This is a genomic window from Paenibacillus sp. FSL R7-0331, from assembly GCF_000758645.1.
Classification (GTDB): domain Bacteria; phylum Bacillota; class Bacilli; order Paenibacillales; family Paenibacillaceae; genus Paenibacillus_AQ; species Paenibacillus_AQ camerounensis.
Genome location: NZ_CP009284.1, coordinates 3136781 through 3162538 on the forward strand (window position 1 = coordinate 3136781; position 25758 = coordinate 3162538).

At 53.1% G+C, this 25758-nt stretch carries 26 protein-coding genes and 1 riboswitch; of the genes, 13 read left to right on the top strand and 13 right to left on the bottom strand.

Features of this window, described 5'->3' with window-relative positions; translation table 11 throughout:
- Nucleotides 1-147: 147 nt before the first annotated feature.
- From thiE to R70331_RS13055, 7 genes are all read right to left on the bottom strand, one after another.
- A complete protein-coding gene (thiE, locus tag R70331_RS13025; protein WP_042176080.1) occupies nucleotides 148-801 on the bottom strand; it encodes a thiamine phosphate synthase in 654 nt (217 codons plus the stop codon).
- Nucleotides 801-1619: a bifunctional hydroxymethylpyrimidine kinase/phosphomethylpyrimidine kinase gene (thiD, locus tag R70331_RS13030; RefSeq protein ID WP_042176081.1), complete on the bottom strand. Its 819-nt coding sequence runs from the start codon at nucleotides 1617-1619 to the stop codon at nucleotides 801-803. Before thiD ends, thiE begins: the two co-directional genes overlap by 1 nt.
- Before the next feature lie 27 nt (nucleotides 1620-1646).
- Nucleotides 1647-2444: a hydroxyethylthiazole kinase gene (thiM, locus tag R70331_RS13035; RefSeq protein WP_042176082.1), complete on the bottom strand. Its 798-nt coding sequence runs from the start codon at nucleotides 2442-2444 to the stop codon at nucleotides 1647-1649.
- A gap of 455 nt (nucleotides 2445-2899) precedes the next feature.
- Nucleotides 2900-3964, bottom strand: coding sequence for an ABC transporter substrate-binding protein (locus R70331_RS13040; RefSeq protein ID WP_042176084.1), 1065 nt, complete (start codon nucleotides 3962-3964; stop codon nucleotides 2900-2902).
- A complete protein-coding gene (locus R70331_RS13045; RefSeq protein ID WP_042176087.1) occupies nucleotides 3961-4737 on the bottom strand; it encodes an ABC transporter permease in 777 nt (258 codons plus the stop codon). The genes R70331_RS13040 and R70331_RS13045 overlap by 4 nt, the downstream gene beginning before the upstream one ends.
- Nucleotides 4718-5476, bottom strand: a complete 759-nt coding sequence (locus tag R70331_RS13050; RefSeq protein WP_042176089.1) for an ABC transporter ATP-binding protein — start codon at nucleotides 5474-5476, stop codon at nucleotides 4718-4720. The genes R70331_RS13045 and R70331_RS13050 overlap by 20 nt, the downstream gene beginning before the upstream one ends.
- 121 nt (nucleotides 5477-5597) lie before the next feature.
- Nucleotides 5598-5700: riboswitch (TPP riboswitch) on the bottom strand.
- A gap of 66 nt (nucleotides 5701-5766) precedes the next feature.
- The gene (locus R70331_RS13055) at nucleotides 5767-6363 is read right to left on the bottom strand and encodes a TetR/AcrR family transcriptional regulator (protein ID WP_042176091.1); all 597 of its coding nucleotides are present in this window, start codon (nucleotides 6361-6363) and stop codon (nucleotides 5767-5769) included.
- A gap of 195 nt (nucleotides 6364-6558) precedes the next feature.
- Between R70331_RS13055 and R70331_RS13060 the strand changes: the two genes are divergently transcribed.
- The 4 genes from R70331_RS13060 to R70331_RS13075 all read left to right on the top strand — a co-directional run bounded on the left by R70331_RS13060 (nucleotide 6559) and on the right by R70331_RS13075 (nucleotide 10515).
- On the top strand, nucleotides 6559-8073 hold the full coding sequence (locus tag R70331_RS13060) for a DHA2 family efflux MFS transporter permease subunit (protein WP_042176094.1): 1515 nt from the start codon (nucleotides 6559-6561) through the stop codon (nucleotides 8071-8073).
- 160 nt (nucleotides 8074-8233) lie between these two features.
- Entirely contained in the window at nucleotides 8234-9067 is an 834-nt protein-coding gene (locus R70331_RS13065; RefSeq protein WP_042176096.1) for an amino acid ABC transporter substrate-binding protein, read from the top strand.
- Nucleotides 9068-9088: 21 nt separating this feature from the next.
- Nucleotides 9089-9757 carry an amino acid ABC transporter permease gene (locus R70331_RS13070; RefSeq protein WP_042176099.1) on the top strand — a complete coding sequence of 223 codons (669 nt, stop codon included), beginning with the start codon at nucleotides 9089-9091 and terminating at the stop codon, nucleotides 9755-9757.
- Between the two features lie 11 nt (nucleotides 9758-9768).
- Nucleotides 9769-10515, top strand: coding sequence for an amino acid ABC transporter ATP-binding protein (locus tag R70331_RS13075; RefSeq protein ID WP_042176101.1), 747 nt, complete (start codon nucleotides 9769-9771; stop codon nucleotides 10513-10515).
- Nucleotides 10516-10633: 118 nt separating this feature from the next.
- Here R70331_RS13075 and R70331_RS13080 read toward each other — a convergent pair whose 3' ends face one another.
- Nucleotides 10634-11305 carry an S-layer homology domain-containing protein gene (locus R70331_RS13080; RefSeq protein WP_042176103.1) on the bottom strand — a complete coding sequence of 224 codons (672 nt, stop codon included), beginning with the start codon at nucleotides 11303-11305 and terminating at the stop codon, nucleotides 10634-10636.
- A gap of 109 nt (nucleotides 11306-11414) precedes the next feature.
- Complete coding sequence (locus tag R70331_RS13085; protein ID WP_042176105.1) at nucleotides 11415-11993, bottom strand: hypothetical protein; 579 nt, start codon at nucleotides 11991-11993, stop codon at nucleotides 11415-11417.
- A 246-nt stretch (nucleotides 11994-12239) separates the two neighbouring features.
- Here R70331_RS13085 and R70331_RS13090 point away from each other — a divergent pair, with 246 nt between their 5' ends.
- Nucleotides 12240-12713, top strand: a complete 474-nt coding sequence (locus tag R70331_RS13090) for a Fur family transcriptional regulator (RefSeq protein ID WP_042176107.1) — start codon at nucleotides 12240-12242, stop codon at nucleotides 12711-12713.
- A gap of 95 nt (nucleotides 12714-12808) precedes the next feature.
- Here R70331_RS13090 and R70331_RS13095 read toward each other — a convergent pair whose 3' ends face one another.
- Nucleotides 12809-13489, bottom strand: coding sequence for a TIGR00266 family protein (locus R70331_RS13095; protein WP_042176109.1), 681 nt, complete (start codon nucleotides 13487-13489; stop codon nucleotides 12809-12811).
- 117 nt (nucleotides 13490-13606) lie between these two features.
- Here R70331_RS13095 and R70331_RS13100 point away from each other — a divergent pair, with 117 nt between their 5' ends.
- Complete coding sequence (locus R70331_RS13100; protein WP_042176112.1) at nucleotides 13607-13825, top strand: hypothetical protein; 219 nt, start codon at nucleotides 13607-13609, stop codon at nucleotides 13823-13825.
- Between the two features lie 8 nt (nucleotides 13826-13833).
- Here R70331_RS13100 and R70331_RS13105 read toward each other — a convergent pair whose 3' ends face one another.
- Nucleotides 13834-14652 (bottom strand): AraC family transcriptional regulator, encoded by an 819-nt coding sequence (locus R70331_RS13105; protein ID WP_042176114.1) that lies wholly within the window; start codon nucleotides 14650-14652, stop codon nucleotides 13834-13836.
- 318 nt (nucleotides 14653-14970) lie between these two features.
- Here R70331_RS13105 and R70331_RS13110 point away from each other — a divergent pair, with 318 nt between their 5' ends.
- The 5 genes from R70331_RS13110 (at nucleotide 14971) to R70331_RS13130 (ending at nucleotide 19983) form a co-directional block, all read left to right on the top strand.
- Nucleotides 14971-15738: a sugar phosphate isomerase/epimerase family protein gene (locus tag R70331_RS13110; protein ID WP_042176116.1), complete on the top strand. Its 768-nt coding sequence runs from the start codon at nucleotides 14971-14973 to the stop codon at nucleotides 15736-15738.
- On the top strand, nucleotides 15731-16831 hold the full coding sequence (locus tag R70331_RS13115) for a Gfo/Idh/MocA family protein (RefSeq protein WP_042176118.1): 1101 nt from the start codon (nucleotides 15731-15733) through the stop codon (nucleotides 16829-16831). Before R70331_RS13110 ends, R70331_RS13115 begins: the two co-directional genes overlap by 8 nt.
- Nucleotides 16832-16916: 85 nt before the next feature.
- On the top strand, nucleotides 16917-17987 hold the full coding sequence (locus R70331_RS13120) for a Gfo/Idh/MocA family protein (protein ID WP_042176120.1): 1071 nt from the start codon (nucleotides 16917-16919) through the stop codon (nucleotides 17985-17987).
- A gap of 37 nt (nucleotides 17988-18024) precedes the next feature.
- Nucleotides 18025-18993, top strand: a complete 969-nt coding sequence (locus tag R70331_RS13125; protein ID WP_042176122.1) for a sugar phosphate isomerase/epimerase family protein — start codon at nucleotides 18025-18027, stop codon at nucleotides 18991-18993.
- 6 nt (nucleotides 18994-18999) lie between these two features.
- On the top strand, nucleotides 19000-19983 hold the full coding sequence (locus R70331_RS13130; protein ID WP_052419044.1) for a phosphotransferase family protein: 984 nt from the start codon (nucleotides 19000-19002) through the stop codon (nucleotides 19981-19983).
- A gap of 71 nt (nucleotides 19984-20054) precedes the next feature.
- On the opposite strand, the gene fabV is transcribed toward R70331_RS13130, so the two are convergent.
- Nucleotides 20055-21245, bottom strand: coding sequence for an enoyl-ACP reductase FabV (gene fabV, locus R70331_RS13135; RefSeq protein ID WP_042176125.1), 1191 nt, complete (start codon nucleotides 21243-21245; stop codon nucleotides 20055-20057).
- Nucleotides 21246-21714: 469 nt separating this feature from the next.
- Between fabV and R70331_RS13140 the strand changes: the two genes are divergently transcribed.
- Nucleotides 21715-22785: an ABC transporter ATP-binding protein gene (locus R70331_RS13140; protein WP_042176128.1), complete on the top strand. Its 1071-nt coding sequence runs from the start codon at nucleotides 21715-21717 to the stop codon at nucleotides 22783-22785.
- Nucleotides 22786-22973: 188 nt separating this feature from the next.
- Complete coding sequence (locus tag R70331_RS13145) at nucleotides 22974-24410, top strand: arabinan endo-1,5-alpha-L-arabinosidase AbnB (RefSeq protein ID WP_081947601.1); 1437 nt, start codon at nucleotides 22974-22976, stop codon at nucleotides 24408-24410.
- Nucleotides 24411-24479: 69 nt separating this feature from the next.
- Here R70331_RS13145 and fabF read toward each other — a convergent pair whose 3' ends face one another.
- Nucleotides 24480-25715, bottom strand: coding sequence for a beta-ketoacyl-ACP synthase II (fabF, locus tag R70331_RS13150; RefSeq protein WP_042176133.1), 1236 nt, complete (start codon nucleotides 25713-25715; stop codon nucleotides 24480-24482).
- Nucleotides 25716-25758: the final 43 nt, after the last annotated feature.

Sequence of the window (25758 nt, forward strand, 5' to 3'; positions counted from 1 at the left end):
TGATGTCGAGCGGGGGAAATGCTTTAATTAACACTCATCACTGCAACATCCCCGTTATTGCAAAACTTATCAGTATGCAAAAGAACGGACAGCCTGCGTTGGCTGTCCGTTCTTTTTTCTGTTTAGCAGGCCGGCTGCAGCCAGCTGCTAGAGCCGTACAGCATTCAGCAGCCGGCTTGCGGCTGCTTTAACATCTGCGGCTGCGGAAATGGCTGAGATGACCGAGATGCCATCTGCACCTGCGCGGATTACGGGGGCGGCATTGCCGGCAGTGATGCCGCCGATTCCGACCAGCGGAATGCCGAGTCCGCTGAGCCTTAGCTGCTCAATGATCTGCGTGCCCTGCACAGCTCTGGCATCGTCTTTGGAGGAGGTCGGGTAGACAGGCCCCACGCCGAGGTAATCAGCACCGTCAGCGATGGCCTGACGGGCTTCTTCTGGCGTGTGCGCCGACACGCCGACGATTTTGTCTGCCCCAAGCCGGAGCCGGATCGAGCCGGCCGGCTCGTCCTCCTGGCCGACATGCACACCGTCGGCATCCAGTGTCTCGGCAAGCCCGATATCGTCGTTGACGATGAAGGGGATGCCATGTGCCCGGCAGACAGCCTGAAGCTGACGGCCCAGCTGGACGGCTGCGGCGCCGGTCAGGGCGCCGGGACCCTTTTCACGGAACTGGAATAGTGTGATGCCTCCGTTGATAGCCTGCGTCAGCGTCTCGGCAGGAGAGAGCCGGCAGTTGGCGCTGCCCATAATAAAATACAGCTTCAGTACACGCCGGATATACTCATCGCGGTCCTGCATCACCGGGCATCCCCCTTTTGGACGCGGCGGTACGCAAAATGGTTAGTCGGCCCATGTCCGTTACCGATCCCGAGACTGTGTTCGATTGCCGCCTGAATAAAGGCTTTCGCTGTGTGTATGGCCTCATTTACACTGTCTCCGGCCGCAAGCCCGGCCGTTATTGCTGCCGAGAAGGTACAGCCGGTGCCGTGTGTATGTCTGGTAGCGATCCGCGGGCTGTCCAGATATGCAAACGCCTGCCCGTCATAGATCAGATCCCGCACATGGTCAGACCCTTCATCATGACCGCCTTTGAGCACAACATATTTGGGGCCCATCGTGTGAATCAGCCTGGCGGCCTGCTCACGCTCCTTAAGGCTTGTGATGGTCATGCCGGTCAACATTTCCGCTTCGGGTATATTTGGCGTCACAACAAGTGTCAGCGGCAGCAGCTCGCTGATCAATGCAGCTACTGCCTCCTGCTGAAGAAGGGGGGAACCGCCCTTGGCAACCATAACCGGATCGACTATAAGTCTGCTCCAGCCGTAGTCCCGCACTTTGGCGGCGACAATGCCAATAATTCCGCTGCTGAACAGCATGCCGGTTTTCACTGCATCCGGAGGCAAATCTGTGCCGACAGAGTCAAGCTGGGCTGCTACCGCCTCCCCGGTGAGCGGATAAACGGCCTGAACGCCAAGCGAATTTTGTGCGGTTACGGCTGTTAATGCGGACATGCCGTAGACACCCAGCTCCTGGAAGGTTTTGAGGTCAGCCTGAATTCCGGCACCGCCGCCGCTGTCAGAGCCGGCAATGGTGAGGGCTTTAAAAGTATGGGTCATGAGGTGTGCTCCTTTGCTGCAGATTAATTATGGGTTGAACCGTTCTATCCGTGCTCTCTGTCTGTACAGCTCCGGTGTAACTGCTGACAGCTGGTTCAGGAACGCAATCTGGAAGGCTCCCGTCCCCTGGCCTTCAGTCTGCTCTGCGGCAATTTCTGCTGCGACACCGTAGAAGGAGAGGGCTTCAGCGGCCGCCTCCAGCCAGTTTCCTTCACTGGCAGCCAGAAATGCGCCGACAACGGCGCTCAGCAGGCAGCCGGTACCGGTAACCTTGGTCAGAATAGAATGGCCGTTACTTACGACAAAGGTGCGGCTGCCGTCAGTAATGACATCTTCCCGGCCCGTAATGATGACCACACAGCCGAGCTTGCCGGCGGCTTTGTTGGCCAGTGCAATAACATCACCGTCGCCTGCACCGGCATCTACCCCTTTGCTGGCCCAGTGCTCGCCTGCCACGTTGGCTACTTCAGCGACATTACCGCGCAGTGCGGTAAGCTGCATGGCCTGTACCAGCTTTTGCGTGACTTCGCTGCGGTAAGCAGTCGCCCCGGCTCCCACCGGGTCAAGCACCAGCGGAATACTGTGCTTGTTGGCTGATTGTCCGGCGAGAATCATGGAGGCAATAGCCTGTTCATTTAAAGTGCCGATATTCAGCACTACTGCACCAGACATGGCGGCTACATCCTCTACCTCTTCACGCGCATCTGCCATAAAAGGGGAGGCACCGAGCGCCAGCAGCCCGTTAGCAGAAAAGTTGGCAACAACGATATTCGTAATATTGTGAACGAGAGGATTGAGCTCGCGCACTTTGGCTAAGTAGGACATGATGATTCCTCCTAATGATTGTTATTGAAAGTTTAGGCTCATTCCAGAAAGCTGATGTTTTACATAGTTGTATTCTGTGCAGTTAAAAGTTTAGATGGAGCCCGTTCGGCTGCAATAACTGCACTCTGTGCAGCTAAAAATAGAGAAATGAAGGAAAATCGTGAAAATCCATGATTTTAAGTGTACGAAGTGCAGTTATATCTAAAAAATAGTGAATTTGCCCGGATATAAGTGTACAAAGTGCAGCTAAAAGTTAAACAGCAGGGGGCGTGAGTGGAGATTAGATTAATTGGGCGAATAGCGCAGCTATGCCCGATATTCTATGGAAGGGCGGCCACCGTTCCGGGCACTGGTATGATTACCGCCACAGTTCTTCTCCCGCATAATGGATACCCCCGTTTAGACTCCGCCATAATTGGAGCTGACTCCATCACAACCGCAGCTTGCCTTACAGATTACAAATTCACAAAAGCCTCATCACTGTTCGTTTCACCTGACAGCAGCCCGTTCCCGGACAGCCAGTCCGCCACCCGGCTCCACGATTCCGGAGTCTGGTGCCCGAAGGGCTGGTCTCCGGCATCCATCAGCGGCAGCAGAATATCAAGGCTCTGCTCCTCGATCTGCGGGTCGAGCGGGGCGGTGCTGTCCTCATGGTCCAGCAGAATCTGCAGAGCCTCCTCAGGGTGCTCCTGCACGAACTGCTGTCCTTTACGGGCGGCGTTCATGAATCTAATGTAATACTCTTTGGAGTTCTCTAGGCTCTGCTCCCCGGTTACCAGCACCAGCTCATAGTAGTCGGGTACACCGAACGCTGTGGGATCAATGGAAGTAACAGGATGCTGCTCCTTGGCCAGAATCAGCTGCTCATGATTAATGAACCCGCCGATAATGGCATCGACCCGGCCGGTTGATATGGCCGGAATCAGGTCAAACCCGACATCTATCAAAGTCAGGGACTGCGGATCGCCGCCGTCATGCTCCACCATAGTCTTGAGCATCGCTTCATAGAGCGGGATAGAGGAATAGCCGGCGGTTTTACCGGTCAGATCCTTTGGACTCAGAATCCCGCTGTCTGCCGGGACAAGCAGATGATTAAGCGGATGCTGGACGAGTGCAGCAATCGAAACGACCGGAATCTGCGCTGACCGGGCCATCAGGACCTGGGGCTGATAGCTGAGCGCCAGATCTGCCTTGCCTGCGGCAGCAAGCTTCAGGGCATCATTGCTGTCAGCAGGCATCTGCAGCTCAACCTCCAGCCCTTCATCCGCGAAATACCCCTTCTCCTGTGCGGCATACAGAAAAGAGTGCACCGCGTTAGGATACCAGTCAAGCATGACTGTCAGCTTGTGCGGCTGGTCGTTGTCAATGCCGGAAGCTGCCGTTTTTGCTTCACCTGTACTACTATCAGCTGCCCCGCTGCAGCCGCTGGCAACAGCAAGCAGGCTGATAAGCAGCATGAGCAGATAGGTATTACGCTGGTGTTTTGGTGATAATCTGGAATAATTGCGTATTGTGTTCATCTTCGTAGTCCTCTTTTCTTCAGAATAATGATTTCAGCAGCACAGACACAGAGAAACAGCAGAATCCCCAGGACAGACAGCAGGCCCACAGCGGCGAACAGCTCTGCACTGTGCAGATTGCCGGCCATGCGGCGGCTGTAATAGCCCAGTCCCCGGCTGCCTCCAAGCCATTCGCCGATTGTTGCGCCAATAACACAGTAGACGACAGACAGTTTCAGTCCAGAGAAATAAGCGGGGAGCGCCAGCGGAATTTGCGTCTTGAGAAGCAGCTGCCAGCGGCTGGCTCCAAGTGTCAGAAGCAGCTCCCTGTATTGCCCGCCGCTCTTAAACAGACCGTCATAAGTACCTACAACGACCGGAAAAAAGGCTGTGAGAAAAACAACGGCTACTTTGCCCCCGAGCGTATAGCCGAACCACATTATAAAAACCGGGGATAGGGCAATCAGGGGAATGGTCTGGCTGACAATCAGCAGGGGATAGACAGCCTTGGCCAGGGCTGGAAGCAGATGCATGCCGATCCCCAGCAGCGTACCGCAGCTTATAGATAGGGCGAAGCCGAGCAGGATTTCCTCCAGCGTTGCCGGCAGATGGAGGCCGAACAGCAGCTCACGCTGCGCTATCACTGCATTCCATACAGAGGATGGTGCAGGAAGGATAAAGGCAGGCACGCGGCCGTAACGAACGCCTGCCTCCCAGCCGGCCAACAGGACCAGTACCAGCAGGACTGAAGGGGTGTAGGCGGTAAGCAGCCGCTTAATATGCACAGTTCCCATGCAGCCTCCGCTCCAGCTCCATCCGCAGGGCAATGAACTGCGGCTGATAGATCATCTGCCCGCTTCTTGGCCGCGGCAGCCGGACTGCCATTTCCTCCAGCCCGCCGCCGCTGTGCATCAGATAGATCCGGTCACTAAGCAGCAGCGCTTCCTCCAGGTCATGGGTGATGAACAATACGGTCCGCTCAAGTCCGGACCACAGCTCCAGCAGCCATTGCTGCAGCCCGCGCTTGGTCAATGCATCCAGGGCACCAAAGGGCTCATCCAGCAAAAGCAGTTCAGAGCCGGAGGACAGGGTCCGGGCCAGTGCAGCCCGCTGGCGCATGCCGCCGGACAGCTCATGGGGATAGGCAGCCTCCGTACCGGACAGGCCGAGGCTGTGCAGCAGGCTGCGAATCTGCTGCACGGCGTCTGCTTTGGTACCGGATTGCTTAAGCTCCCAGGGCAGCAGGCAGTTGCCTTGGACCGTCCTCCATGGCAGCAGCAGATCCTGCTGGGGCATATAACCAACCCTGCCAAGCCGTGAAGCAGCTTTGAGGGAGGGCTCGCCGGCCAAGCTGACGGCTCCGCCGGAAGGCTCAAGCAGTCCGGCAATAATTTTAAAGAGAGTACTTTTGCCGCAGCCGCTGGCACCAGCAACCGAAATGAATTCTCCGCGCCGGATTTTCATTGACAGCTCTGCGAATACCGGCGGCTGATCAGCTGTATAGGAGTAAGATAAATTAGAAACAGATAACATGAGAGCAGGCAGACCTCCTAGTCATACAAAAGACATTACACGCAAAAAGACCCCACTATTTCCGGAGGAAATAATGGGGTCTGAAAGATACAGTTGAGCCGGCCTGATAGCAGCCGTTCTGTTCATTTCTGCTCCACTTCCCTCCGCTGGTATAATCCAGATCAGGTTCCAAGGGTCCGGAGCTTAAGCTCCGTCTCAGTCGGCCGACTCCCCTAGTGAAATAACAGGTCGATATGCAATTCGTAATTGCTAATTAATATACCATAACTTGGAGGTTTGTAAAGGGAGGGTTATAGATTCTTCCGGATTCCGGCCACGAACAAAGCCAGAATCCCTTCAGTAATCTGCTCCTTCGAAGAGCTGTGCTGCTTCTGCTGATACAGATAAAGATCCGGGCTGAGCACAGCAATCAGCGCTGTGGCCGTGAACTGAGGATCAACCGCACTGATCTCACCGGCAGAGGCGGCGCGCTTTAACAGCTCGGCCAGAAATCCGTTCAGCCTGCGGAAAAAAGGATGCTCAAACTGGGTAAGCTGCTTTTTGCCGGTGAACTCTGACTTAATGAACAGCAGGAGCTCGGCAAACTGTTCGATAAAGCTGACAATCCGGCTTATACTGCTGTGCAGGTGATCGAGTGCACTATTTTCAGTTCCGGGGAGCTTAAGCTCATGCTCCAGGCCGGACAAAAATGTCTCTGTGCTGTCCCTAAGCAGCATGGAACAGATTTCACCCTTGTCTTTGAATCTGCGGTACAGCGAGCCCTGGCCGATGCCGGCCCGTTTGGCGATGGCGTGCATACTGACCGCCTCCAGTCCGTTTGCTGTAAACAGCTCGCGGGCAGCCTCAAGAATACGCTCTTTATATGGATCTGCAGCGTTAGCATTCATAATGATATAAGCCTTCCTTTCTTTAAAAAGAGGTTAGAACGCAGCGGAATAAGATATATTTGACACAGCGGACAATTGTCCGTAGACTGTTAATGAACTTACGGACAACTGTCCGCATCATAGATATTATATCCAGAGAACGGGACTGCGGTCAATGAAGCCTGCACCCCGTACAGGTACAGGGGGATAAGAATTATGGAGGGTGTAATGAAGGAAGAGGCTGATTTTCGTCTGTCGGCCATACTGGTGCCGCTACTGGCAATCATTCTGGGTGTATTTATGGTCGTGCTCGACAGCACGGCAATGAATGTGGCGCTGTCCACTCTGGTGGAGGATTTTCATACCGATTTAACGACATTGCAGTGGATTGTAACCGGCTATATGCTGGCACAGGCCTCGGTTATTCCGTTGTCCGGCTGGCTGTCAGACCGGTTTGGGGCCAAGACGGTCTTCCTGACTGCGGTTGTCGTGTTCACTATAGGGTCCATTCTGTGCGCAACGCCTAACAGTGCCGAGTGGCTGATTGCCTTCCGGGTGCTGCAGGGAATCGGCGGCGGATGTGTCCTGCCGGTAGGCATGGCTTATGTGTACAGGCTTGCACCGAAGAGCAAGGTTGGTATCGTAATGGGTATCATGGGCATACCGGTGCTGTTTGCTCCGGCAATCGGACCGGTCATGTCAGGCTGGCTGGTTCAGTACCATTCCTGGAGATGGATTTTTCTGATCAACATTCCGATCGGTATCCTCTGTCTGCTGATCGGCCTGCGGAAGCTGCCGAACGCAAGGCGCAGCCAGGTTCCAGGAATGGACAAGCTGGGCATGGTTCTGGGTCCTCTTGCCTTTGCTTCCCTTACCTATGGGGTAAGCCAGGGGGCAGAGAGCTGGACGTCTGGCAAGACACTGGTTGGCTTGGCGCTGGGGCTGACTGCCCTGATTGCTTTTGTTATTGCTGAGCTGCGTTCAAGAACCCCGCTGCTGGAGCTGCGCATCCTGCGTTCGGTAGATTTCAGTACAGGGATTCTCGTCCAGTGGATTGCCCAGTTCGGGCTGTACGGCGCGTTATTTCTGCTTCCGCAGTTTCTGCAGCAGGCCCGCGGGTTCGGAGCCTTTGATACCGGGCTGACCCTGCTGCCGCAGGCCATTGCCTCCGGGCTGATGATGCCGCTCGCCGGGATTCTTTTTGACAGAATCGGTGTGCGCTGGCTGGTGGTCTGCGGACTTAGCCTTGTCTCCGGCGCATTGTATCAGTATTCCCATGTGGATCTGACTACACAGAGCCGCGACCTGATCGTGCCGCTCATTATGTGCGGGGCCGGGATGGGCCTGATGATGATGCCGATGAACACCCATCTGCTCAATAAAGCACCGATACAGCTGGTCAACAGGGTAACATCGCTGACCAACTCCATGCAGCAGGTTATTAATTCGCTTGCAGTATCTGCGCTGGTTACCATTCTTACCTCCAGAGCAGCGGCGCGCGGTGCAGAAATGCAGGCGGAGGCGTTAGCATCTGGAATTGATCCCGCTTCCGTTTCACCCGACGTGCTGAAGCAGGCTACACAGACTGTGATGGCCCAGGGCTTCGCTGATACCTTCCGTATTATGATTTTTGTCGCGCTGGGCGGTGCTGTCCTCGGGCTGCTGCTGCGGCGGGGCCGCAAAGGCGGAGAAGACGGTTCCAGACCGCAGGCGGAAATGATGCACGGCTAGTTTGAATCAAAGCTCCCTATGTTTATATCCCCGGCGGCACCACTACAGGTGCACGGGGATTTTTTGTGCTGATGCTGAATGAAAGGGAAAGGAATAGCCTCCATTGGGCATGATAAATCTAATCTGTAACAGCTAAACAGAGGATAAGGAGGAGTATCCAATGAAAAAATGGGCGCTTGCACCGGTGCTGCTGCTGGGCATTGTCCTTGCGGCATGCGGCAGCAATGAAAACAATAATGCGGCTGAAGGGACAACCGGCGGCGCGGATGTAACAGCTGCTCCAGCAGAGCAGAACAGTCTGGAAACGGTAAAAGCTTCCGGCAAGCTTAGAGTAGGCAGCGAAGGCACATACTCTCCGTTCACCTACCATGATGCAGACGGAACGCTAACCGGTTTTGACGTGGACATTGCCAGGGAGATAGCCAAGCGGCTCGGCGTGGAAGCGGAGTTTATTGAAACCCAGTGGGACGGTATTTTTGCCGGGATGGATGCAGGGCGCTTTGATGCTATTTTTAATGAGGTGTCCATTACGGATGAGCGGAAGGTGAAATATGATTTCTCTGAACCTTATGTAGTGTCCAAAGCGGTGCTGATTGTAGGGGAGAAGAACGAGGATATCAAAAGCTTTGCTGACCTCAAGGGTAAAAAAGCCGGCCAGTCGCTGACCAGCAACCTGTCTGACATTGCACGCGAGAACGGCGCGGAAATTGTGGCGATAGAAGGCTTTAATCAGGCCATTGACCTCCTGATCTCCGGACGGATAGATGCTACAGTTAACGACGGATTATCCTTTCTGGATCTGAAAAAGCAGAAGCCGGATGTGCAGATCAAGCAGGTTGATGAAATGGCCGAAGGCTCGCGCAGCGCTGCCGTGTTCCTGAAGGGCAATGAGGAGCTGGTGCAGGCGGTGGACGGGGCGCTCGCAGCAATGAAGGAGGACGGAACCTATCTTGCCATTTCCGAGAAATACTTCGGGGCGGATGTCTCAAAATAATGGCTGAAGGAGCTCCCTGCGATGGATGACCGCAAGCTGCAAATATTTTTGGATTCGCTGCTGCCTCTGCTCAAGGCGGGAGTGGCATATAGTATTCCGCTGGCGCTGATCTCCTTTATTCTGGGACTGCTGCTTGCAGTGGCGACTGCGCTGGTGCGGATCTCGGCATGGCGGATACCCGGGCTGATAGCCAGGTTTTATGTGTGGCTTATCCGGGGAACTCCGCTGCTGGTCCAGCTGTTTATTATTTTCTACGGGCTGCCTGCCGCCGGGATTGTACTGGACCCGTTTACCGCTGCGGTGATCGGATTCACGCTGAGTGTCGGAGCCTATTCATCAGAGATAATCAGGGCCGCCGTTTTGTCGGTTCCCAAAGGGCAGTGGGAGGCAGCTTATTCCGTCGGGATGACCCGCGTGCAGGCGCTGCGCCGGATTATATTGCCCCAGGCGGTGCGGGTATCCGTTCCCCCGTTGTCCAATTCCTTCATCAGCCTTGTAAAAGACACCTCGCTCGCCGCCGGCATTACCTATGTGGAGATGTTCAGGACAGCCCAGCAAATTACTGCGACCACCTATGAGCCGCTGCTGCTCTATTGTGAAGCTGCCCTGTATTATCTGCTCTTCTGTTCCGTGCTGTCGGTGGTGCAAAGCAGGCTGGAGAAACGGTTTGACCGTTACTCGGCCGGATAAGGAGGCGTTATATGATTGAGGTTCGCGGTCTGCATAAATCCTTTGGGCAGCTGCAGGTGCTGAAGGGAGTGAGTCTCCGGCTTGAACATGGAAAGGTACTGGTCATCATAGGCCCCTCGGGCTCCGGCAAAACAACGCTGCTGCGCTGCTTCAATCTGCTTGAGATCCCGGATGGGGGGAGTTTGTCCATTGCCGGTCTTGAGCTCAGCTTCGCGGATAACGTAAAGCTTGCCAGGAAGGATATACTAAGCCTGCGCCAGAAGTCGGGGATGGTATTCCAGTCCTATAACCTCTTTCCGCATATGACCGCGCTCGGCAATGTAGCCGAGGGGCAGATTACGGTGCAAAAGCGTTCACGCAAGGAAGCGGAGAAGCGGGGAGAGTTGCTTCTGGCTAAAGTAGGTTTGTCTGACAAAACCGGCGCATACCCGCACCAGCTGTCCGGCGGCCAGCAGCAGCGGGTTGCTATTGCCCGGGCAATGGCGGCGGAGCCGGAGGTGCTGCTGTTTGACGAGCCTACCTCGGCGCTGGACCCTGAGCTGGTCGGAGAGGTACTGAAGGTCATCCGTCAGCTGGCTGCCGAAGGCAGGACGATGATCATTGTGACCCATGAGATGCGGTTTGCCGCAGATGTCGCGGATACCATTATCCTAATGGATCAAGGCATCATTCTGGAGCAGGGCACTCCGCAGCAGGTGCTGGAGCAGTCAGAGAATCCGCGTGTCCGGCAGTTTTTGAACAGAATAAAAGGGGAATGAGTATAAGCAAAAAGGCAGCCCGGATAAACCGGTCTGCCTTTTACGCTGCTGAAGGACTCAGCGATGCTGTGCGGGGGAGCACAAAATAGATGTCCGAATATGAGCTTATACTATATGCTTAGCTGCCAGGTGTGTTATCAAGGGATTTGAGGTACTCCAGCGCATTGTAGAGCATGACTGCTGCCTCTGCACGGGTTATCTCACTTTTCGGATTAAATTTGCCGTTTGCGTCAAGCGTATTAATCTTGTACTTCAAGGAACGCTGGATGCTGCCCTGATACGACGGGTTCAACGATGCTTCATCCGCAATATCCGCAGGCACCAGGTTAATCAGCGGCAGGTTGCCGGCTTTTTCAACGCCCTGGACCAGCAGGCTGGTGAACAGCTCCTTCGTGATCGGCTTCGACGGGTCAATGTCCGCAGGGATCTCTACACCATTAAAGTGAGCATTAATAAAGGCCTCCGCATACCATGCGGTATCCTTTACCTTGCTGAATATGCCGCTCGCAACAGGCGCTTTGTTAAAACTGATGGCTGCGAGGCTAAGCTGAAGTCCGCCTGAGATAAACTGGACGCCTTGTGCTGTAGTCACTGTGGAGCCGGGCAGGAACTGGGTATCGGAGATTCCTTTAATCAGACCCTGCGCTTTCAGCGCGTTGATCTTGTCTTTGCCTGTCACATTGTCGATATCCTTGAAGGTGCCGCCGGCTGCAAACATGGAAGTTCCCAGCGAAAAGGTTAGGATTGAGACCGTTGTAATCACTGCAAATACACGTTTTTTCATGTTCATCACCATTTCACCTCTATACTTAAGTTGTGCCGCTTGGCCGTTATCAACTATAGTAACGCAGCAGCAGAGGGAAATGTTGCGCAAGTCCGTCTTAAACATAATGAATTTTCTACATATTCTCCTGAAACAGCAGGTTACGGTAAGGATATTTGCTGAACCGGGTCTTGAACCGCAGCGCCACCCCGAGGTTTTCTATGGTTATAGTCTGTAAAGCCTTTGTCTTAATCTGATCCCTGATCAGCGTGCGGACACGCCGCGTATCATTCCGGTTGATCGCTGCCGCAAGAGCCTCTGCATAAGAAGGGGAAGCTGAGAGCTTACGGTAAAAGGGGATGACAGCAAGCGCAACCGTGCGGTGAACCCTGGTGTTAAAGGTGAACTGTACCGTACCCGGCGGAATTGTAGTTCCGTTAGTATAAAAAGCCACAGGAAGCGGATATGGAAAGGAAATAAAATAACCGATACCGTTCGTTCCATAATTCTCCACGCCGGCAAGGGTAGGGATTTGGGATAACAGGGAGCCCATCAAACTAAGGTCTGCATTGACAACTGCGGCTGACCATTGTGCGGCAAAGGTCCGGTTTCCGGCAATTTTCCGGTAGAACGGCAGCATGGCCTTTGCGGTCTGGCGTAGAATGCGGGCAGTTACCCGGGGCTGGGCAAGCTGTCTCCGGTTTGGCTCGGCCATTATGACCATCCTCACTTATAGTAGATTTGTATTCCCTATAAGATATGGCCGGATAGCTCTTTGCGGATGGGCAGCAGCTTAGCCAGGCGGAATATAAATTGAAATTACGCGTGTGCGAACATTACCATATTAATGTTATAATAATGTCAGGTGCTTTTCATTTTTAGTACAATTTGCTATGCTTATATCGTAATAATTACTGATAAATGACAGGCGTTTTTGTTTAACGGAAAGGTGGTGGGGTAATTGAACCCGATTGCAAATATCAGCCAGCAGTTTGCCGCGCATAATTATAAATTAACCCCTCAGCGTGAAGCGATCGTGAAGGTCCTGCTTGATAATGAAGAGGAGCATCTGAGCGTAGAAGAAGTGTATATGAGGGTGAAGAACAGTTATCCCCATCTTGGGCTGGCTACAGTATACCGGACCCTTGAGCTGCTGTGTGAACTGCATATCGTTGAAAAAATGAATTTCGGCGACGGTGTAGCCCGCTATGATCTTAGAGACGACAGCCACGCCCATATGCACCATCATCTGATCTGCAGCGTATGTGGCAGGCTGGAGGAGATTAAAGACGACTGGCTGCTTGAGCTGGAACAGCGGCTGGAGCGGGAATACGGCTTCAGCGTAACGGATCACCGGCTTGATTTTAAAGGAACTTATAATAACTGCAGGCAGACTGGGTGTAAAGGGGAAAAGCACCGACAGGCGGTGTCCTGACGGCAGATAGGCAGAACAGGCAGGTTCGTCAGCTCATACAAAAAAGCAAGGCTGCTTTGATAGCGGCCCTGCTTTTTTGTGGTATATGCCGGGGCTTAGGATCTGGAGGGGATAAACGACTTGATCCAGGTGCCGAAGCTTCCGGGATTGCGGGACTGTACAAGGATGACGCCCTCACCGCGGAAACGGCAGACGATCGCTTCACCGCTGGTCAGGCTGTTCAGCCAGCCGGAGGCGGCTTTTTCAATTTTGTAATCCATATAGCTTGGCCATGCTACCAGATGCCCGTTGTCGATAATCATCTCTTCACCCGGGCCGAGGTTAATGGCGTGAATCGCACCGAATGACGACAGGAAGACTGTCCCTCTGCCGCTGATCTCCACAATGAAGAATCCTTCACCGGAGAAAATACCGCGTGCGAGATTCTGCATCTTCGTATTGACCTGAATGCCGCTTGTGCCGGCGAGGAAGCCATCCTTCTGTACATACAGTTTATAAGAGCCGTCGAGCTCGATAGCCTGAACGTCACCGATGGCTCCCGGGGCGAGCAGTACTTCACATTGTCCACGCGTTGCAGTGAGCTCCTGGAAGAAGAATTTCTCGCCGCTCAGCATCCGGCCCAGACCGCGCATCAGGCCGCCGTCAACCGTGCCCCTCAGCTCGATGCCTGGTGACATAGCCACCATTGCGCCCATTTCCGCCTTCACGCTCTCACCCGGGTTCAGCTCTACCTTGAGCATCGCAAATGCCCCGTCATACAGCACATCGTACTTCATCAAAATATCCTCCGATTCAATTGGGATGTAAAAAATGTTTTCCAGTCAACTATACCGTGTAGATCCTGTGCAATTATGTTAAAATTATAACAGTTCAAATAAAGGAGTGTTGCTTAAATGGCACGTACAAAAACGCAGAAGGCGCTGCGGCAGGCAGAGCGTACAGGAACCTGGTGCGCTGAGAAGAACCGGAGAGCCGCCTCGGATTACGGCGCAATTTCACAGCATGTGAGGGTTATACCGGACAAACGGGAGAAACTGAATAAGATCAAACACAAGGAGCGGATCTTTCAGGATGGCGCTCCTTTTGATTTGTATAGAGGCAGGGCCGTCTGACCAGCCCGTTACATCTGCTCCCTGCTGTAGATCCGGTACTGCTTGGGTGACATCCCGAATCTTCCCCGGAACAGCCGGTGGAAATAGGTATAATTGGCGAACCCGCAGGTTTCGGAGACATGCTCCAGCGGCATCGGGCTGAAGGTGATGCGCTCACGGGCCATTTCAAGCCGTACATCATTTACGTACTTAACTATGGTAGTGCCAAATGCTTCTTTGAACAGATGCACAGCACGGGAAACTGAAATATCCGCGTAGTCTGCCACATCTTCAAGCCGGAAGGGGATTGCGGCATGCTCTTCCACATACTGCTTCATCCGGTATGCAAGATAACCCTTGGGTGAAATGGCCCGCTGCTCTGTCATCAGTCTGTCAATTTCCATACATAAAATCTGCAGATAACAAGCTGTAATCTCCGGTGATGACTCCGACAGGCGGCGCTGTTCCAGGACAAGCTGGCGGAACAGGCCGAGGAAATGCTCGGTCAGCGGCAGGCGCAGCACAGCCGGACGCTGCTTCCGGCTCCACCATGCCTCAATCCAAGGCCCGCCGCAAAAAATATGATAATCCCCGCTTTCTACCCGCGGTTTACCTGCTGCATAGATTTCCTTGTCGATGCTTAGGTAGTAGGGATCGTGAGGGGCAAACAGCATTAAATCGCCAGCTTCAACAGGAGAGAGAACACCGTCAATACGGGTCCGGCTGCGTCCTTCGGTCTGCAGGCGCAGCAGATAATTCTGCACTCCGTCCGCCCTGGACATGTGAAACGGCTTGCGGTGGAAGGAAAATCCCGCTGTAAAAACGTGGCAAGGTGCGGTGTAAGTCATGGGTCCTCCTGAGTGGCAGAAATGATAGCAAGATTGTTCATGTTTGAATCATATTATTCATTTTATTATATACGCTTTCATATTACCATGTAGCTATGCAAAAACATAGACATAAGGAAAAGGAGGCTGTGTTGCGGCTCCAGGAGCTACATAAGCAGTTAGGGATAGTGGAGAGTACAAATACAGAGGAAGCAGGGCAATATATATGAACAGCCCTTTTGTTCAGGTGGCCGTGCCGGTCTGCCTGAGCTTGTCTGATATAGTAGGACAACATGAATGATGCGCAAATGAACTCTAATTTGAACGGGAGTGGGAACGATGTTGAAGGTGGGTCTGCAGCTGTATACGCTTAGAGAAGAACTGGAACAGGATTTCGAAGAAACGCTGCGTAAGGTTGCGGCACTGGGATACAGCGGCGTGGAGTTTTTTCATTATTTTGGCCGGACCGCCGAGCAGGTAAAAAGCCTGCTGGATGAAACCGGACTTGCCGTGCTTGGGGCACATCGTCCGTATGATGCCATGCTGAATGATACAGCGGAAGAAATCCGCTTCAATCTGGCGATCGGCAACCGCAATCTGATTATCCCTTTTCTGACCGAAGAGCAGCGCAACTGGGAAGAGGTAGCTGCCAACCTGCGTATAATCGGTGAAAAATGCCGGGAGCAGGGTGCAGTGCTGTATTACCACAATCATGATTTTGAATTTACAGAATCATACGGAGAGCGGACTGCTTTTGACGGGATATTCGAAGCGGTGCCTGCAGACGTGCTGCAGGTCGAAATGGATACCGCCTGGGTTCATTTCGCCGGATATGATCCTGTAGCTTATATTCAGAAATATGCGGGCCGCCTGCCGATCATCCATCTTAAGGATGTTAAGAAACAGGAAGACGGATCACCGGAGACGGTTGTGCTGGGTGAAGGGGAAGTGAACCTTCCGGCGATTCTCGAAGCGGCTGCTGAAGCTGGTGTTGAATGGGCTGTTGTTGAGCAGGATTTCTGCAGCCGTTCACCGCTGGCAAGTGTAGAGGATAGTTTAAACTGGGTAAAAGCTTATGCTAATCAAGGGGGAAAAGTTCATGTCTAACAATAAACATAAAATCGCTATCATCGGCTGCGGAGGGATCGCCAGCGGCAAGCATATGCCAAGCCTGTCCCGACAGGCGGATGCTGAAATGGTAGCCTTCTGCGATATCGTTGCAGAACGCGCACAGGAAGCAGCTGATAAATACGGCGCTGAAGGCGCTGCAGTGTACACAGATTTCCGCGAGATGCTGGCAGCAGGCGGATTTGACATCGTCCACGTATGTACACCAAATGACAGCCATTCCGAAATTACAGTAGCAGCTCTTGAAGCCGGTAACCATGTTATGTGCGAAAAGCCGATGGCTAAGACTACTGCCCAGGCCCAGGAAATGCTTGATGCTGCGCGCCGTACCGGCAAGAAGCTTTCGATAGCCTACCAGAACCGCTTCCGTTCAGACAGCGAATATCTGAAGGGAATGTGCGAAGCCGGTGAGCTGGGCGACATCTATTACGGTAAAGCGATTGCCCTGCGTCGCCGTGCTGTTCCTACCTGGGGCGTATTCCTGGATGAAGAGAAGCAGGGCGGAGGCCCGCTGATCGATATCGGTACGCATGCTCTTGACCTGACGCTGTGGCTGATGGACAATTACAAGCCGCGCATGGTGGTCGGATCGACCTTCCACAAGCTGGGACAGCGCAAGAATGCCGCTAACGCCTTCGGTCCGTGGGACCCGGAGCAATTCAAGGTTGAAGATTCCGCATTCGGATTCATTACAATGGAGAATGGAGCAACCATCTCGCTGGAATCCAGCTGGGCGCTTAATGTGTCCGAGTTCGGCGAAGCGAAGACACTGCTGGCGGGTACCGAGGGCGGTGCCGATATGAAGGACGGCCTGCGTATTAACGGCGAACGTGCCGGACGTTTGTTCGAAACAAAGGTTGATCTCTCCTCGGGCGGTGTAGCCTTCTATAGCGGCTCTGCCGAAACAGAAGCGGACCGTGAAGCCCGCCTGTGGCTGGAAGCGGTAAGAGAAGACAAGGACCCGGTAGTCAAGCCTGAGCAGGCGCTGGTCGTAACCCAGATTCTTGAGGCTGTATATGAGTCCGCCCGTACCGGCCGGGCCGTATATTTTGACGGCAGCTCGGACAACTAATAATGGAAGCCGGACAGAACCCTGAATATGGAGCACAGGGTTCTGTCTGCAATAAGGATACATTAGACAAACAGGAGTGGAATCCATGGGTTATAGTAAACATACTGTAGTAATCGTCGGTTATGGCGGCATGGGCAGTTATCACGGCCAATTAATCAGCAGTAATGATAATCTTGAGGTGGCAGGCACATATGACCTGCTGGACACTCGGCGCCAGGCTTCTGTTGAAGCCGGCTATAAAGCATACGGCAGCTATGAGGAAGTATTGGCAGATCCCGCTGTAGAGGTAGTGCTGATTGCTACGCCTAATGATGTGCACAAAGATATTGCTGTGCGTGCACTGCAGGCCGGCAAGCATGTTGTCTGCGAGAAGCCTGTAGCTATGTCCTCTGCTGAACTTAAGGAAATGATTGCGGTTGCGGAAGAGGCCGGACAGGTGCTGATGGTTCACCAGAACAGACGCTGGGATGAGGATTTCCGGATTATCAAGCAGATGTATGAGGCAGAGACAATCGGGACGCTGTTTCAGATTGAATCCCGTGTGCACGGGGCGAACGGTATTCCGGGCGACTGGCGGCATGTCAAGGCCCAAGGCGGCGGTATGCTGCTGGACTGGGGCGTACATCTGCTGGATCAGCTGCTGTTCATGATCGACAGCAAGGTGGTTAGTGTCAGCAGCACCTTGAGCTATATCCTGGGCAATGACGTAGATGACGGCTTTGAGGCAGTGCTGCAGTTCGAGAACGGCATCAAGGCTATTGTCGAGGTGGGAACGACCAACTTCATTACGCTGCCGAGATGGTATGTGAAGGGGCTGGAAGGATCAGCTGTTATTGAAGACTGGTCACTTACAGGTAAGATTATCACCCGCAACAACGAAGCCGAGCACCGCGAACCGACTCCGATCCGTGCCGGCGTCGGCTTAACGAAGACAATGGCACCACCTTCTGAAGGCTCTACCCTAACAGGCGCGCTGCCTCCGGCATTTGAGCTCCCGGACGGGTTCTACAGCAATTTCGTTGCTGTAATTGAGGGTACGGCTGAACCGATCGTGAAGAATACGGAAGTGCTGCGTGTGCAAAACCTGATTGAAGCCATTTTTGCATCAGCTGAGCAAAACGAGGTTATTAAGAATTTTGATACCCACGGGGCTTAATAATTAACCACATATAACGAGGAGAGGCGGCAGGTCAATGAAACTTGGCGTATTTATGGTGCTTTTCGGCGGTCGCAAGCTGGAGGACGCGCTGGACTATGTAGTATCCAAAGGGCTCAAGGCAGTTGAGATCGGAACAGGAGGTTATCCGGGTAACAGTCACTGTGACCCTAAGCTGCTGCTGGAGGACGAAGCTGCGCTTAACGAGTTCAAGCAGCAGATTGAATCCCGCGGACTGATTATCAGTGCGCTGAGCTGCCACGGTAACCCGCTGCATCCGCAGAAGGAGCTCGCGCAGAAGGACCACGAGGATCTGGTGAATTCCATCAAGCTGGCACAGAAGCTCGGTGTACCGGTAGTGAACACGTTCTCCGGCTGCCCGGGAGACCATGAGGGTGCCAAGTATCCGAACTGGCCGGTTGCGCCGTGGCCCAATGATTATCAGGAGATTCTGACCTGGCAATGGGAGCAGAAGGTCATTCCTTATTGGAAGGAAATGGCGGACTTCGCGACAGAGCACGGAGTTAAGATCGGTCTGGAGCTGCACGGCGGTTTCTCTGTTCATACACCGGCTACCCTGCTGCGCCTGAGAGAGGCTGCAGGCGATGCCATCGGAGCTAACCTTGATCCAAGCCATATGTGGTGGCAGGGCATCGATCCTGTGCAGGCCATTCAGATTCTCGGCAGAGCAGGAGCAATCCATCATTTCCACGCCAAGGATACCGTTATTGATCCGGTTAATGTCAACAAGCATGGTCTGACTGACATGCAGCCTTACACCAATATGCTGGACCGCGCGTGGCAGTTCCGATCCGTGGGCTACGGTCATGATGTGAAGACCTGGGCTGATATTATCAGCGCACTGCGTCTTGTCGGCTATGATTATGTAGTAAGCATTGAGCATGAGGACGGTCTCATGTCGATTGAAGAGGGTTTCTCCAAAGCAGTGGATAATCTCCGTCAGGTGCTGATCGAAGAGCCGCTTGGAGAGATGTGGTGGGTGTAACAGGCGATGGAGAGCTTTACTAAGGTCAAGCTGAACGACAGCGAGCTGAAGTCTGCGGTGCAGGCAGCTTTTGGTGAAGAGGCTGTACTCGTCTCAGCTATTGAGCTGACCGGCGGATTTTTTAACACGGCTTATGATCTGGAGCTTGAGGACGGAAGACAGCTTATTCTGAAGGTTGCCCCCTCTGATGGAACCGTTACTCTCAGCTACGAGAAGAATATTATGGCTGCTGAAGTAGAAGCGCTCCGCCTTGTTGCAGCGGACGGACGGATTCCGGTTCCCGCTGTGTACAGCTATGATGACAGCCGCAGCATTATCCCCAGCCCTTATTTTTTTATGGAAAAGATTTCTGGACAGCCATACAATGAGGTGAAAGAAGACTACTCACCTGTTGAACAGGCTGAGATTGAAAGAGAGCTGGGCCGGTACCAGCGCCTGATAAACGGGATTACTGGACCAAGGTTCGGACTGTTCGTGCAGGAGGAGCCGCAAGCTGCGGAGAGCTGGCGGGAGTCGTTCACCCGGATGCTCCGTACTCTGCTGGAGGACGCCAGGGAGCTTGGCGTGGTTTTGCCGGCAGGGGATGAAGAGATCTGGCAGCTGCTGGAGCATTATCTTCCCGCCCTGGATGAGGTAACGGAGCCGCGGCTGATCCATTGGGATCTGTGGAACGGTAACTTGTTTGTGCAAAGCGGACAGATTGTCTCGATCATTGACTGGGAGCGGGCGCTATGGGGCGATGTACTGATGGAATATTATTTCAGGCATTTTGAGCAGTCCGAGCCCTTTCATGAAGGCTACGGACAACACTTCGGCAGTCGGGGAGAGCGTCTGCGCATTAAGCTCTACGATTTCTACCTTGACCTGATCATGAGGATTGAATGTGACTCACGCCAGTATAAAGACGGGAATCACATACGCTGGGCTTCGGAGAATCTGAAAGAGAGCTGGAAATCCTTTAGCGCTCTGGACAGCATTCCTGAAGCGTGATAGCAGAAAGGCCGGTCCGTCATCCGCGGAGCCCGGCCTTCTTGTGTGGAGATATGCGGCAGGTTATCCGCCTAGTATTGGTTAGGCACAGTGACCACAGGGTTCGTGTCAGCCTCATAATCTATCCCTTCGGTCTCAAAGCCGAACAGCTGAAAGAACGCTTCACGGTATCCGCGCAGATCGGACAGCTCATTAACAGTCCCTGTAGCCAGCTGCGGCCACAGCCGGTCTACTTCTGCCTGAACGGAAGGCTCAAGCTCCCGGTCGTCAATCCGGATACGGCCAGTCTCATCAACCGGAGTGCCTCCGGCTGCATACAGGCGTTCATTGAACAGCCGGTAAGCCTGCTCTATGCATCCTTCATGGGTACCCTGTTCCTTCATGATTTTGTATAGGAGAGAGATGTAGAGCGGGACCACCGGCAAGGCTGAGCTGGATTGTGTAACCAGACCTTTACTGACTGCCACATACGCCCTGCCGCCTCCGGGAGCAAGCTGGCTGTCCAGCATACGGGCGGTAGCCTCCAGATGGTCTTTAGCCCGGCCTATAGTGCCCTTGCGGTAAATTTCCTGGGTCAGCTCGGGTCCGATATACGAGAATGCCAGTGTTATGGCATTGTCAGCGAGAACCCCGGCTGCTTTTAGGCTGTCTATCCATAGCTGCCAGTCCTCACCGCCCATAACCTGAACGGTAGCTTCTATTTCCGGCTCAGTGGCAGCTTCTACAGTAACCTGCGAGACTTCTCCCGTATGGAAATTGACAGTTTTGTTAGTATAGGGTTCGCCGATAGGCTTCAGGACGGAATTGTGAACCTGCCCGGTCACCGGGTCTGTCCGGCGGCCGGTGGCAACGCTGTAAATTACCAGGTCCACCTGTCCCAGCTCGCGCCTGATCAGATCAGCTGTGCGCTCCTTGGTTTCATGTGTGAAGGCATCCCCGCAGACGCTATAGGAGCTCAGGCCCGCCTCTAAGGCTGCCTGTTCAAAGGCTGCGGAGTTATACCATCCGGCGGAAGCAGTACGGACAGCAGTAGCTGTGCTAGGGCGGTAGACCCCTACAGTTGCTGCTCCGGCACCGAAGGCAGCGGTAATTCTGGAGGCGAGCCCATATCCCGTAGAGGCGCCGATGACCAGCACGCGCTGCGGACCTTTAACTGACGGTTGGGTGCGGATATACCCGATCTGCTCCAGCACCTGTTGTGCGCAGCCTGCGGGATGGGCGGTCGTACATATAAATCCTCTGGTTCTTGGCTTAATGATCAACTGGGAATCATTCCTCTCATGAAGCTGTTAAATATAATTTAGTATGACATAACCGGCGGTAGTATTATAGTCAGTATACGATCTGACGGACCCGCGTGTACAAGGCGGTGTTCTCGTCCCTTTGACAATGTATACTGACTTAACAATGAGGGTGTTACTCTGTATGTTTTTAACCGTTTGGGACAAAGTATGTATTCGAATCCGGATAACACAGGCAGAAACGGATGCAGCGTTCAAGGCTTTGTCATAAATGCTGTTTGCTGTTCATTAGCTTGTGAATGACAAGTCTGCAAGGCTTCAGGGCGTTGATTCCGCGTCATTAAAGGGCATAGCTGACATGTTTTGTAGGATTCATTTTCAGAAAAGCACTTGACTAAGAGGTATGATGATAGATAAAATATTACTTATTGCCTATTCTATAGGATGAGAACTATTTTGTACTTTTGAAAAGAGCAGAGAGGGTGACAGGATGGAGCGCCTTTTAGAGGTAAAGGACCTAGCAATTTCATTCAAAACACGCGGCGGAGAAGTGCAAGCAATCCGTGGTGTTAACTTTCATGTAAATAAAGGTGAAACACTGGCGATTGTTGGCGAATCCGGTTCCGGTAAAAGCGTAACCTCCCAGGCTGTTATGAAGCTCGTACCACAGCCGGCGGGAGAATACAAACGCGGACAGATCTTGTTCGATGGACAAGACCTGATTAAGAAGACAGAAAAGCAGATGCAAAAAATCCGCGGCAAGGAAATCGGGATGATTTTCCAGGACCCGATGACCTCCCTGAATCCGATGATGAAGGTCGGTAAGCAGATTACTGAAGTACTGTTCAAACACGAAAAAATGAGCAAAGATGCTGCCTACAAACGGGGTGTGGAGCTGCTCGGCCTCGTGGGAATTCCTTCCCCTGAACGCCGGTTCCAGCAGTACCCGCATGAGTTCTCCGGCGGTATGCGCCAGCGTGTTGTAATCGCAATGGCGCTTGCGGCTAACCCGAAGCTGCTGATTGCCGATGAGCCGACGACAGCGCTTGACGTAACCATTCAGGCACAAATTCTGGATCTCATGAAGGATCTGCAGAAGAAGATTAATACTGCGATTATTTTCATTACCCATGACCTCGGTGTTGTAGCGAGAATGGCTGACCGGGTAGCTGTTATGTATGCCGGACAGATTGTGGAAATGGGAACAGCGGAAGAAATCTTCTACGATCCTAGACATCCGTACACTTGGGGACTGCTTGCTTCCATGCCAAGCCTGGACAGCAAGGGCTCTATGCTGACTGCTATTCCGGGAACTCCTCCCGATCTGATCAAGCCGCCTAAGGGTGATGCCTTTGCCCTGCGCAGCACATATGCTATGGCGATTGATATGGAAAAGGAACCTCCGATGTATAAAGTTTCTGACTCTCACCTGGTGAAGTCCTGGCTGATGCATCCGATGGCTCCGGCTGTTGAGCCGCCGGCGGTTGTGAAGAAAAGACAGCGTGTTATGCCAAATGCATATCCGCAGCCTGTTCTGTTTGAAGCCGGAGCTGTGCATTAATTATCTGCTTTTGGTTTATATTAATAAGACTAGCGTCAGGCCGATTATACGGCTTGGCGCTTTTTTGCGCCCTGTTTTATGTTTATACTTTAGATATATATGAAATAGTATTAATTAATATAAATAAAACTATTGACTATTATATCTTTCAGCAGCAAAATGTAAGGGTATACATAGGAGGGTTGTCGATGAAGAAGCGTTCCATAGCAACACTATTAATGCTCACCCTATTATCAGGCTGCAGCGGAGGAGGAGATCATGTGCCACAATTCGAGAATGTTTCAGTGCATGACCCGTCTGTCATTAAGGCTGACGGTATGTATTATGTATTCGGCTCACACCTTGCATCAGCCAAATCTGAGGATCTGATGGCGTGGGAACAGATTTCTTCTGTAGTCGAGGACGGAAATGTGCTTATCCCTAACGTTACAGAGGAGCTTAGTGAGACCTTTAGCTGGGCGCAGTCAGATACCTTATGGGCACCCGATGTCATTCAGCTTGCTGACGGAAAGTTCTATATGTATTACAATGCCTGCCGAGGGGATTCTCCCTTATCGGCCATGGGAATCGCCGTCTCAGACAAGATTGAAGGTCCCTACAAGGACCTGGGGATTATTCTGAAATCCGGAATGTCCGGTGTCGGCGATGACGGTGAGATCTATGATGCCACCCAAAAGCCGAATGTAGTAGATCCGGATGTTTTTTTTGATAAGGAAGGCAGGCTGTGGATGGTATACGGATCGTACTCCGGCGGAATATTTATACTGGAGCTTGATCCTGCTAGCGGCTTCCCGCTTCCGGACCAAGGGTACGGCAAGAAGTTGCTCGGTGCAAATCATGCGCGGATTGAAGGTCCGTATATGCTGTATAGCCCGGAGACTGAATACTATTATTTGTTCCTCTCCTTTGGAGGGCTTGATGCAAACGGCGGGTATAATATCCGGGTAGCCCGCTCCAAGAATCCCGACGGCCCGTTTGAGGATTCTGCCGGACAATCCATGCTTGACGCAATCGGGAATCCGGACAAGCTGTTTGACGATCCGTTCTATTCGCCTTACGGCGTTAAGCTGATGGGGAATTTTGAGTTCATGAACAGCGCGTCAGAGCCTGAGGCTGCCGGAGAGGGTTATGTATCACCAGGGCATAATTCAGCCTATTACGATGAAGAAAGCGGCCGGTATTTTCTGATCTTCCATACGCGGTTCCCATATCGCGGTGAGGCACATGAAGTGCGGGTCCATCAGATGTTCATGAATGAACAGGGCTGGCCGGTTGTAGCACCGCACCGCTACGGCGGTGAGAAGATCGGCAGCTACACTGCAAAGGATATTGCCGGAGAGTATAAATATATAAATCACGGCAGAGATATTTCCGCCGGGCTGGTGCAGTCAGAAGCTATCAAACTGACAGCTGACGGTACAATAACCGGAGCTGTATCCGGTACATGGAGTCTGGACGGGGATCATACTGCAACTATTACAGTAGAAGGCGTGAAATACAGCGGTGTATTCCTGCGGGAATGGAGTGAGGCAGCTGAAGGGAATGTCATGACCTTTACCGCTCTTTCTGATGATGGAACAGCCGTTTGGGGAAGTCATATCTCTGGCGGAAGTAAGGAAGAATAGAAGCTAACCTGATTATAACAATAACCTTCCGCTCACCGCAGATAACGGGTGAGCGGAAGGTTATTTGTATTACCGGTACTTCCGCAGCACAATAACCGCGTTATGACCGCCGAAGCCGAATGAATTGGATATCCCGATGTCAAGTCCGGCCTTCCGGGCGGTGTTCGGCACATAATCCAGGTCACAGTCCGGATCAGGAGTTTCCTGGTTGATTGTAGGCGGGATAATACCTTGTTGAATGCTCTTAATTATAGCAACAGCTTCCAGGCCTCCTGCTGCCCCAAGGGTATGTCCTGTCATCGATTTGTTTGCTGTAACCGGAATGCGGTAGGCTGCTTCCCCAAATAGCTTCTTAATTGCAGCTGTCTCCGAACGGTCGCCTATCAGCGTGCTGGTTGCATGTGCGCTGATCAGGTCTACATCCTCAGGCTGTACTCCGGCTTCGCGCAAGGCTGACTTCATTGCCAGGTAGGCGCCTGTCCCTTCAGGATGAGTCGCGACCATATGATAGGCGTCAGAGCTTGCGCCGTAGCCGGTAACCTCAGCATAGATGACTGCATTCCGGCGCAGGGCATGTGACAGCGACTCCAGAATCAGGATGGCGCCTCCTTCTCCGATAACGAAGCCGTCCCGGCCGCCGTCAAACGGCCGGCTGGACTTGCCTGGATCGTCATTGCGGGCAGACAGGGAAGTGGCATTGCCGAAGCTGGCCAGCGAGATTTCAGTGATGGCTGCTTCGGCACCGCCGGCAATTACACAATCTGCGCCGCCGTAGCGGATCAGCCGGAAGGCTTCGCCGATCGCGGTATTTCCGATGGAGCAGGCGGTAACCGGTGAAAGTGCCGGGCCGAGTGCCCCGAACCGGATGCTGATCATCGCCGCAGCCATGTTGGAGATCAGCATCGGAATCAGGGTGGGGCTGACTCTTTCCGGCCCGCGCGTTCTGAGCAGGTCTGTCTGCTCCATGAGTGTCTGAATGCCGCCAACGCCCGAGCCTACATACACACCTAGTCTTTCCCGGTCCATGTCCTCCAGGTGCAGGCCGGAATCGGCCCAGGCATCTTCAGCCGCCGCCAGGGCAAACTGGACGAACCGGTCCATTCGGCGGGCTTCCTTGCGTCCAAAGCGTCCTTCCGGATCAAAGTCTCTGACTTGTCCGGCGATTTTGCTTTTGTAACGGGCTGTATCAAATGAAGTGATCGGAGATATACCTGACTTACCTGAGCTTAAACGATCCCAGAATTGTTCTACAGTGTTGCCAAGCGGCGAAATGACTCCCATTCCGGTTATAACTACTCGTTCCATATTGAATGAATCCTCCCAGAATCCGTTTTTTATTTTCTAATAG